The following is a 10773-nucleotide window of genomic DNA, read 5'->3' as shown; positions in this document are numbered from 1 at the left end:
GTAACGGCTCGCGCTCGTCGCAACCGCACGGGGATTGTTCGGGATTGGTCATGACCCGCCCTCCATAATGAACTCGATCCGGCCATGTTCAGGCCGGTTGGGGTCGTTATCGCAGCGGATAATCTCACGCCGGCCAACGTCAAGCTGGCCGTTGGCCAACTCACCGTGCGGCGTTTTCCCCCAGCGTTGGAAGCGCACCCGCGTTCCCGCCGTCTCGATCCAGCGCACGCCGGGAATGGCCATCGCGGCGGCAATGATGTGGCTGAGGTAGAGCGGTTGGCCAAAGGTGAAGTTGTCGGGGTGAAAAAACTGGCGGGTGCTGAAACGTTCGAGCAGCGCAGCCTTGACATTGGCGGCGAAATAGCCGGCCTCAACACAAACAACGAACGCCAGATCGAGTGGCACATAGACCGGCCCGTCAATCTCAATATCTTGCCCGGCCATCCGGTAACGTTCGAGGAAAGCGCGCAACTCCGTTTCAAACGCCGCATCAACCGGCAAGCCACCCCGCCGGTCAATGGTGATAAAGATCGTGTACCAGCTCCCCGTCCAGCGGCGCGTGGCAACCGCACGCTGCACGGATGGATGGCGTTCGGCCATCATCGCGTAATCAGCCGGTGTCACCGCCCGTTCTTGGCGACGAAAGGCTTGCGGCGTAGACTGGCGAATCGACTCAAGCGCCTCCGGCTCGCTGCCGCCGAGGGCCGGCAATGGGTTACGTACACCACGAATGCCGCTCTCGTTGGTGATGATGTGAGCCAGCGCATCAGCGCCGATATTGCCGGCTGACCCGCCACCCACCCGGTAGCGCGCCGCCAACGCCTCGCCTGCCGCCGGCGCGCGTCCGGTGCGGCCATCGCCAAAGCGCAGGAACAGGCGACCGTCGTTCTCCAGTTCACCGACAAATTCGGTTTGGAAGCGATTGCTGCCGAGCAGATCAGGCACGGGCCGCCACAAACCAGAGGAACTGGTCAGTTCGACCACGGGCAGAGTCAGTGCGGGTGCAGCGGCGCTCACCAACCGCGAGGCCGGGGTTGTGCGATCGGCTGGCTCGAATGGCGCGGCAAAGGTCACGCTGGCCCGCGCCAACGCAGGCCGGTAGCGAAGCGGATCGACCACCGGCGGCAACGGCTCGGCGGGGAGGGTCTCGCCGTGATCGGCCAGCACGATATTGCCTAGCGCCACACTAACCGCTTGGCGCAGCTCACCACTCTCATCACGATCGTCGGGAGGAACTGATACGACGGTCAGATCGAGGATGAAGGGCAGCGCATCTTCTGCCATCCACTCAATCTCGGTCACGGCTACCGGGTTGTTGGATGGCGGATCGGCAAACTGGCCGCCGAGCGGATCGGTCGCCGCAGTGACGCGGGTGAGGCGCACAGCGTGGCGGCGAGTTGGATCGACATCGGCGCGGTAGCCGGTGCGGGGGTGGCGCCGCTCGATAAACACCAGCACATCGCCGGGACGCAAACTGGCGCTGAGATCGCCGCGCAGGTCGGCGCGGGTGCTGCCGGCGGGCAGACAACACCCTTCATCGCCCCAGAGGTAGAAGTCGATCTGGTTAAGCGCCGGATTAAGGCGCGCGCTATGCATGGTCTCAAAGACGAGCGGCTGCTGTTGGCGCGCAAGGGCCAGTTCGGTTGAGTTGGGCAGCACACGGGGCGGCGCTCCACCCACCTTGGTGAGCACGGGGGTACGGGCCGGCAAGGTAAATGGCGCATCAACCTGTACCTGCACCCACACCCGCGCATTCGCGCCGTCGTGGGGCGCATAATCGAGCAGGCGCGCATGGCGGCGCAACGACACCCGGCGGCGCGCCGTGCCGAGATAGGCTTCGGTGGCGACCGCATCTTGATAGTAGCTGAGATAATCGCCGATGTAGGTCAACCCCTCAACGATCGCCACGCCAAGATCGGCTGGATTGCGCTCGCGCCAATCGGGTGAGACGGCAGCTAACCGGTCAAAGAGCATTTGGCGCAAACTGGCGTAATCGCGAGCCAGATAATTGATCGGCGGCGACTCATCGCTCTCTGGCGGGCAATCGGCAGCCGGAGCGCAATCAAATTCACTGGGACACTCAACCCTGAACGAGAACTCAATGCGGCTGAGGATGGGATCAAAGCCGGCGGGCGGGATCGGATCGGTGGGCGAACGGACAAGGCGCAGTGTGTAGGCCGAAAAGTCGCCTGCCTGATTGACCCGCACGACCAATGTGCGGTCAGCGGCGACCAGACCATTGTAGAACACCCGCTCGGTATTGGTGATACGCCCGGCGGCAACATCGGCGGGGCTGGCATCGGCGGCGCGCAAGACCCAGATCGTTTGAATGCCAGAGACACGCACACCGCCGGTTATCTGCACATTGGCCGAGCCGAGACCCCACGGTTCCGGCTTGATCATCTGCACCAGCAGCGTCCGTTGCGGCGGTGCGCCAGCCGGAGCGTCGCGATCGAGCACTTCGAGCAGATCGATCCCGTTGAGCGGAATCGCAGCAGTGCTCAGCACTTGCGCCCGGCGCGGATTTACGCAGCGGAATTGGATACTCATAACGTTACCCTGTTATGCTGTAGCGCTCTCACCCCCGTCCCTCTCCTCGCAGCGCAGAGAGAAGGGGATAGCCTTTTTTCCGGCCAGAGAGCTGCCCTCGCGTGACCATCGTTCAACTTGCCAGTTCAACCACCCGGCGCTGCCGGGTGCGCTGCACCACATACTGCACCGTCACCCGCAACGTTGCCTCCTCGGCCGCGATCGCCACCGCCTCAACCCGGATCACCTCGCCGAGATACTCTTGCAACGCACCCTGCACCAAAAACTCCAGCGCGGCGGCCAATTCGGGGCTATTCGGCGCAAAGAGCAACTGGCGCACGCCAGCGCCGAAACGGGGCCGGTTCACCCGCTCGCCGGGAGCAGTGAAGAGCAGTTGTTCGATCATCTGGCGAATATGGGCATCGTCATCGGCGCGCGCCGTGCGCCCGCCGCCGTCAATCGCATAAGGAAACGCGATGTGCATCATTGCCCCCTAACCCGCATCTGGGTCATCACGATATTGACCGGCGTACCATTCGGCACACAGGTGGCTTGGCTGTCTTGCAACAACACGGGTTGCCCTCCGGCGCGCACACGGATCGCGCCGGTTGTCCATTGGGCGGTCACGCAGGGCATCGGATTCGTGCCGGTCGTGAAGGGACAACCGGCAACCGTATGCGGCGCGCTGAGCGTCACCACCGGTTGGCCACCTACCCGCACCCGTGGATTGGATGCGGTGGCTTGGGCTTGACCGCCATGCGCACAAAGGATAGTCGCGCCAACGTGCAAGAGAAAACCGGGCATAATGCCACCTCGTTGGTGATGCGTCACCCTGATTCCCTGCCCCCACTGCGCATGTGCAGCGAGAGCATGCCGGCCAAGCAGGGCTATCAGCCGTTGTTATGTCACCTCCAAAGCGCCGTCGTTGAGTGAAATCTGTGGCCCGGTGAGCTTGACCGAACCGCCTTGGCCATTCGTAATCTCGATCCCGGTCGCGGTCAGCGCAATCTTGGCCCCAGTCGCGGTTTCAATCGTAATCCCGCCAACCCCCGGTAGTTCGTTGATCGTGATCGTGCCAGCCTGCGTCTTGAGTACCTTCAATTCGGCCACTGCCGGCGAAGCCGGCGCCTCACCGGTTCCCCAGAAACAACCGCTCCAAATCGGATAGTCGGGATCGCCGCCTTCAAACTCAACCCAGACATTGGCGCCAGTGGGCGGGATGAGGAACCAACCTACGCCATTGCCGGCAAAGGGCACGCATGGCATCGCCCAACTCGCCCGACCCTCACCAAGCACGGCGGGCACGCTCACCTGTACCCGGCCCTGTTGCAGCGGATCGAGATTATTCTCGACTTTGCCGCGATACTTCCCGAAAAACTGGCTCATGGCAACACCACCGGCACCGTCGAACCCAACCCCTCGCGGGTAAGGGTAAAGCTCTGCTTAAAGCCATCACGGCTGATCTGGTGCTTTACCTGCTTGACGTAGTAGAGACCGTCGTAACTAAAGCCAGCACCGCGCAGGCCAACCAGCCCGCGTGCCTGCAAAAGACTGCCATAGCGCCCAGTATCGAGTTCGCCTTCAACGGTTAGCACATCGCTAGAGGTATCGGTCGCAGCTTGGGCTTGGGCTAGCGCCTGCACAGCACTGAGACCCGTGCCGCGAAAGATCGTGCTGCGAGCAAACGACGCCAGCGCCGGCAGGCTGGCCAGCGACGGACGGAGACTGGCGAATGAGCGCACTGGAATATGCTGGCCGGTCGTGCGATCCTGCACTTGCCCGGTCAAGGTAGTCGCAGTGAGCGGATCGTGCTGGAAGTTGATCGAGGTCACGTTGGTAGCTTGCCCCATATTGACCGTTAAGGCGCGTTGCGGCACCCCGATGCGTACCGGCGGCCCCCAGTAGGCGGTGTTGATGAGCGGAGCGGGGCCGGGAGCAACGTAGAAGACATACGCAAAGCGTTCGGCCATCTGGCGCAGATAGGCAAGATCGGTCGCTTGCTGCACCGGTGTGCGCTCGATTGGCAGCGGCATATCAACGGTTGGCGGCGGGATGACCAGTGGAATGAGACCATACTGGGCATAGCTGGCGATAATCTTGAGCGCGATCACCGCTTCGGGTTGGGCCGGATGCTCCACCGACTTCTCTTCGCGATCCATCGCCACACTCACATCCTCGCCAGTGATGGTCAACGTCGCCGAACCGGGTTGGTCGCCGGGTTGCAATTGCTGGTTGGTGATCAAGCCATCCATCACCACCTGCGGCAACGCGCCAAACCAGACGATCAGGACGATCCGGTTGCCGGCGCGCAGCAGCGGCCCGGCGAGCAAGGCATAGTCGAGCAGATCGCCACGTTCGCGGCCAAGTTGAAAGACCACCTGAAACCCAGAGCGCCCCTCGTCGCGGTGCGTCACCTCGGCGCTGGCAAGCGCAGCGAGCAGCGATGGCGGCGCCGGCGCCGGAATGGTTGGGCCGATCAAGATGGTCAAGCGAGTACTGAGCAGGGTCATCGTACGTTACCCTTCAAAGGTGGGCACCGCCACCCGCAGCAACCGGCCAATCTCAGCGGTGAGATCAAACGGATTCATAGCGTCGTTGGCGTCGCAGATGCGCCAAAACTGTTCGGGATCGCCGAACGCGCGATCTGCGATCAAGTCGAGCCGGTCGCCGCCAGTGACTTCGACTTTAGCCAGCAACGGCATCGCCGCACCGGCAGGCAACAATCGGCGACGCAGATAGACAATCTGGCGACCATCGGCAGTCGTAAGGGTAACGGTTGCGATCCGGTAGTAGCGACTATTGGGATGCAGCACAGCCGTGCTCCTTTCGCGCAGGTTAGCAGTTACAACAGCTTCACCCCAGCGCCGGCAGCGTCGAGCGAGCCGGTGCGGGCAATGGCCGCCATCGTCTCTTTGACGATCTGGTGGGCGAGGAAGAGATGGTAGCCGGGATTCGCCGCCGGCAAGTCGTTATAGCTGAGCACGCGCAGGCCGAGCGAGACTTTGGCCCGGATTGGGTTGAGCTGAGGATCATACGCCTCTTCGGTGATACTAAACTCAGTTAGGCGCACCGGCAGCACCCGCTTCGGCCCCCAGATAAAGAGGGTGAAAGGCGCTTGCGGCGGCAGAATCTCGATCGTGCCGGCATTGAGCAGGGCAGTATTGGCGATTACCAGCGTGCTCTTGGGATAGATCAACACCTCGAGCGCCGCCAGTTGCGGATGCAAGCCGGTGGCCGCCGCACCTTGTTCAAGCTGGTCGGTAGCATCGAGTTCGATATCGAGCTTAATCGTCTCGACTGGCGCGCCCTTGATGCGCAGCGCATCGACTCCCTCGCCGCCGGTTTGGGCTTCGAGCGTGCGCGACAACGTATCAGGGTTGTACTGAAACACGATCACCGCCGGCTTGGGGTTGGGCAGATCGAAACTGACTAGCGCACCCTTGAGCAGGCGGGGCGAACGGGGAAACGTGGTCATAGGGTCTCCTCTGCCAACTATGGGCAGCGCAACACTGCGCCGCGAAACGGATCGATCGCATCTTGGGACGTCTGCGCCTCAGCTTGCCACTGCTGTTGCAGCGCAGCCACGCGCTCCTGCGCCTGTTGCATGGCGTCGCTGGCATCGCTGCCAGTGACGGTGAAATTCACGCTGCGAAAGCGTTGTTCGAGCGTCACTCGCCATTGCTGGCCAATGCGGCGATGTTCGGCTTCGTGCGCGTCGAGGTCAGCGCGCATCGCGTTCCACGCCGCCACCTCAGCGACACGGTTAGAACGTTCAGCCGGTTCCCACTCTGGACGATCGATCGGGCAAGCGACCGTCACCGTCGCAGATGGCGTACCGCGCGCCGTGATCCGCACCCGCCCGTCACGTAGAGTCTCACTGCGGGTCTGCACGCCGCCGTTAAAGGCGTAGGTGCAGCGGGTTTCAGCCCATTCCGGGGCATACGGCGAATTGGCGCGCAGCCAATCAACCACCTCGTTGCAACACAACGATCCGGGCACACGGTAGCACTGGAGCAGCGGTTGGGCTGGCGCGGGCAACAGGCGCAGCGGGCCGAGCGTAGGCGCGCTAGCAGTGGCCCGTTGGTCAGCCTCGGCTTCGAGCGCGGCGGTGCTGCGCCCTTGCACGCCTTCGGCCTGCTGCACAACATGCGCTAATTCGTGGGCCAGCAGGCGTTGCCCGGCAACAGTGTGCGGCGCATACTGCCCAGCGCCGAAGTGGATGTGCCGGCCCTCGGTATACGCCGCCGCACCGAGATGGGCCGCCAACGCAGCCGAAGTTGCATCGTGGTAGACGCGCACACCGCTCAGGTCGTAGCCGAAGTGCGGCTCGAAGCGGGCGCGAGTGGCGGGGTCGAGGGGGTGGGCAACGTGACTCACGCTGGCCCGCAGCGGTTGATCAAGTTGGGGTTGGAGTTGGCGAGCAGGTGCGGGCATACGCCTATCCTTTAGATGATTCTTCATCACGCCGGACGAAGAGGTCGCGTGATCGCTGCGGTTGTTCACCGCCAACTAACCCCTCGCGCCGTGCTTGGCCGATGGTAAAAGCCAAACGCTGGCGTGGATCGAACGTCTGCTGAAAGACCACTTGATCGCGGCCATCGCTGGTACGGCGACCAACCGTCGCTGTGATCGCTTGAGGGATACGTTCAAAGACCGGCGCAACGGTAAGTTGCTGCAACGGCGTCAAACTCCTAATCTCGGTTTCGCTCATCAGACGCGCAAACGCATCGCCGCCGTAACTAGCATTGATATCGGCGTAGATCGCTTCACCGGCATCAACGTGCGTCTGCACTCGTGCTTCAAAGGCGCTAAACCAACTGCGATTCATCCGCGCTTCCATCGGCACTAAGTTACGCCAACTACCATCGCCGCCATAGCGACTAGCAATGAGGTGACCAGCATCAAATCGGGCATTGATGGTGACACCTTGGGCTTGCAAATCTGTCATTGCGCGATTGAGCGGCTCTGACACACGGGCTTGATCTTCAGGTGCGCGGTGCGCTTTCTGACCAAGCCATCCATGCGCGCGCCGCGCCCGATCACCTTGTGGGTTGTACTGAATGTGGCCCGGTGTAAAATCACGTGGCACGCTGCTGGCCCAAACCATCACACCCGACAATGCCACAATGAGTTGGTCGAGCTGACGTTGGATATTCTGCTCTGTTGGCATACCCGTCCCGGCAACGCCTTGCGCCTGCGCTGCGCGGGTAGCTGCCTGAGTTTGCTGCGTTTCGACCGTGGTAGACAGTTGGCGAGCCTGTGCAAGCTGCTGGCTAAGACGTGTTTTGTTGGGACTATCGGGTAACGCCTGAATCCGTTGCGCCAAATCGTTAGCGAAACGGTCAAAGTCTTGTTCATCGCTGGCCACCGACATAACTGCTCGCCGGTTGACAATGCGCACGTAGAGGTGGTGTTGGCCGGCAGCGGTGAAGGGAATTGTCAATGCTCCCGCCTCCCGCGCCGGCGCAATTTCCGCTGCCTCCCGGCGTTCTGCCCCGCCCCCTCTGAACAGATTCCGCACCCGGTCGATCAACCGGTCGAGCGCACGATCAACCACCCCGCGCACCCGCTCGATGATTTCGCGTACTTTGTTGCCAACGTTGCCCAAACCGAGCAGGCGAGCCAGCAGGTCAATCGCCAGCGGCAGCAGGCGCGCCAGCGTCTCTTCGACCCGCTGCGCCGCCGGTTGGATGATGCCACGGGCAATGTCGCCGATCGCATTGACAACCGTCTGCACCACTTCGATAATCCGGGCTAGTTGGTCGCGCAGGAAGGTGAAGAGGTTGTAGGCGGCCAGAATCAGATTGACGATCGCGCCGACCGGGTTGAACATCGTAGCAAGGCGGGTGATCGCTGCCATGACGATCCGTTCGAGCAGAAAACTCTTGATACCTTCGAGCACCATATCGCGCAGACTGCCCAAATCGTCGCGAATCCGTTGCCAGAGCGCATCCCAACCGCCCTCGATTAGGGTGCGCAGGTAACTGGCGACAAACTCGATCACAGCGACGGCCTGCTCGCCGATCAGGCGCACCGCCCGCTCGCGCAGCCGTTCCCACGTCAGCCCAAGGATCTGCTGGATGAGGCTCAGCACTCCCATGAGGTCGAAACGTTCGGGCAGCGTAATCCCCGCCCCGCCGAGCGCGCCGGTCAGCCAGCCGATGATGCCTGCCTGCAAGTGAGTGAGGAAGTTATCGGCGAAGCGGCGCACCCCGTTGAGGAAGGCATCGACCAGATGGCCGGCAAACCCACCCGGATCGTCGAGAATGAGCTGGAAGGTCTCTTGCGCCCGTCCGATGAACTGGTAAAAGGTTTCGGGTTCGATGCCGGCCACTTTCAGCACTGCTTCGAGCGCCATGCGCGCTAGCGCCGCCCAATCGCCGGTCAGCACCGCTTGGGCAATGCTGAGCGCCGCGTTGATCGCAGCCTGACAGACATTGATAATCGCATTGAGGCCGGCGCGCAACCCTTCGACCAGCGCAGCGATACCGGCTTTGAGGCCCTCGGCGGCGGCAGTGACCACACGCTGCGCGAAGGCCACTGCGTCGTCGATGGCGGCATTGAGCCGCGCTGCCAGCTCGGGGAAGATGTCGCCGATCAGGGCGTCGACTAGCCCTTTCAGCAGTTCGCCGAAGGCGGCGATCAGGCCGTTGACAAAGGCGGCAGCGGCGTCAATGATCCGCATCGCCAACGCTTTGGCCGCATCGAGGATCGTGTTCACCGCGCGCCGCACAGCGTCGAAGATGGCGCCGATCGCTCTGGTGAGGGCAGCGAAAGCATCACGCACGAAGTTGACTGCCCGATCCCACCAGCTCTGATCTACGGCTGCGCGTTCGGATCGCTGCCGTTCCGCTTCAGCCTGCCGCTCGCCATCGGCCACCTCGGCGCGGGCATCGCGTTCCGCTGCTTCGTAGTGCTGCTCGATCTGCGCTTCATCGGCCCGCACCCGCTCGTCAATCTGACGCCGGCGGCTCACCCGTTCGGTTGTTGCCTGCTGCTCGATATCGGCAACGGCATCTCGCTGCGCCGCCAGCGTCTCTTGCCGCGCGTCCTGTATCTGCGCGCGGGCTTCGATTACGCCAGCTCGCTGCTGCTCATCAGCCTGCGCCGATTGCGCTTGCGCCTGCGTTTGCGCTTCGGCCACCGCCTCGGCCCGCTGCTGATCACGTTCGGCGCTCGCTTCATCCACCTGCGTGCGCGCCTCAGCCAGACTCGCCTCCATCGCCGCCTGTTGCTGCTGATCGAAGGCGGTCTGCACCTCCGGCGGCAGGCCCAGCTCAAGGTACGCTTGCGGTTCAGCAGGCATTGCCGGCGCGGCAATCTCCGGCTGCACCAGTTCACCCACTGGGTACGCTTCAGCGAGCGCGATCGGTTGGGCCTGTTCCGGCCCCGGCCCATTGATCACCGCCTGCGCCGCCTCGTCGCGCATCTGACGCGACTGCGCGACGCCTTCGGTAATCTGTTCGTCAAGTTGCGCCGGGTCAGCTCCCCCGGTTAACGGCACCTGCGGCGGCGCGCCGGGCGAGGTCGCAACGCTGGCATCGCTGGTTTGCACTGCGCGCAATTGGGTGGCAAGGCTGGCGGCGCGATCATCGGCTTCGCCGCTCAGCAGCCGCGAAACATCGGCAGAGACGCGATCGTTGGCAGTGTAGCGACCGGGATCAGGGGTTGGCGGCAGTACGACCTGCGGCAATGTCCCTTCAACATCCAGCTCGAGCGGGCGGGCATCTGGCGAGACGACGGCCAGCGGCGGCGGCGTTTCAACCTGTGCCGTGAGTTGAGCATGCAGATCGGGCAGTCCGGCGCTAAACGCGGCTTGTTCTTCTTTTGCCAGCCGGTTGGTCTCGCTGCCCAATGTTGCAGCGTGTTGGGCCTTTATCGTTGGCGGCGCGGCGGCAAAAGCGGCCATCAAGGCTTCCGGCCCTTCAGCGGCGGCCAGCGCCGCTTCGGCCTGAGCTTGCGCGGCTTGCTGCGCGGCAACATCGGCTGCACTCACACCGGGAGCCGGCGCCGGCGGTAGCTCGAACGGCGGTTGATCCGGTTCGATGGCGGGTAGCGGCAAGGAGGCCGGCACAGGCTGCGATTCGAGGGTTGGCGGTGCAACGATTTGCGCCGGTGGGGCCGGGGCCGATTCGCGTTCGGCGACACGGCGGAAGGTCGCCGCCGCCGGTTCGTTAGTTGGCGAGGCCGGGGTAGCAGCGCGGCGCAAGGCGACGGCTGCCGGCGACAAAGTCGTGCTCACGG

At 63.2% G+C, this 10773-nt stretch carries 9 protein-coding genes; all 9 read right to left on the bottom strand.

The genetic code is table 11. The features are described from left to right. Window positions 1-48: 48 nt before the first annotated feature. A complete protein-coding gene (locus tag U9R81_RS01290) occupies window positions 49-2550 on the bottom strand; it encodes a putative baseplate assembly protein (RefSeq protein WP_322493735.1) in 2502 nt (833 codons plus the stop codon). Between the two features lie 112 nt (window positions 2551-2662). Then, complete coding sequence (locus U9R81_RS01285; RefSeq protein ID WP_322493734.1) at window positions 2663-3013, bottom strand: GPW/gp25 family protein; 351 nt, start codon at window positions 3011-3013, stop codon at window positions 2663-2665. Further along, window positions 3013-3333, bottom strand: coding sequence for a hypothetical protein (locus U9R81_RS01280; RefSeq protein ID WP_322493733.1), 321 nt, complete (start codon window positions 3331-3333; stop codon window positions 3013-3015). The genes U9R81_RS01285 and U9R81_RS01280 overlap by 1 nt, the downstream gene beginning before the upstream one ends. Before the next feature lie 96 nt (window positions 3334-3429). Beyond that, entirely contained in the window at window positions 3430-3915 is a 486-nt protein-coding gene (locus tag U9R81_RS01275; protein ID WP_322493732.1) for a phage baseplate assembly protein V, read from the bottom strand. Then, window positions 3912-5039, bottom strand: coding sequence for a hypothetical protein (locus tag U9R81_RS01270; RefSeq protein ID WP_322493731.1), 1128 nt, complete (start codon window positions 5037-5039; stop codon window positions 3912-3914). Before U9R81_RS01270 ends, U9R81_RS01275 begins: the two co-directional genes overlap by 4 nt. A gap of 6 nt (window positions 5040-5045) precedes the next feature. Next, window positions 5046-5342, bottom strand: a complete 297-nt coding sequence (locus U9R81_RS01265) for a hypothetical protein (RefSeq protein WP_322493730.1) — start codon at window positions 5340-5342, stop codon at window positions 5046-5048. A 29-nt stretch (window positions 5343-5371) separates the two neighbouring features. Then, window positions 5372-6004 carry a hypothetical protein gene (locus U9R81_RS01260; protein ID WP_322493729.1) on the bottom strand — a complete coding sequence of 211 codons (633 nt, stop codon included), beginning with the start codon at window positions 6002-6004 and terminating at the stop codon, window positions 5372-5374. 17 nt (window positions 6005-6021) lie between these two features. Continuing rightward, window positions 6022-6963 (bottom strand): eCIS core domain-containing protein, encoded by a 942-nt coding sequence (locus tag U9R81_RS01255; RefSeq protein WP_322493728.1) that lies wholly within the window; start codon window positions 6961-6963, stop codon window positions 6022-6024. A 4-nt stretch (window positions 6964-6967) separates the two neighbouring features. Further along, window positions 6968-10773 (bottom strand): DNA/RNA non-specific endonuclease (locus U9R81_RS01250; RefSeq protein WP_322493727.1); only part of this gene is annotated, 3806 nt, incomplete at its 5' end.

It is taken from the genome of Chloroflexus sp., from assembly GCF_034435895.1.
Classification (GTDB): Bacteria; Chloroflexota; Chloroflexia; order Chloroflexales; family Chloroflexaceae; genus Chloroflexus.
The sequence above is the reverse complement of the archived record's forward strand: the minus strand, read 5'-3'. Positions and strand labels throughout refer to the sequence as shown.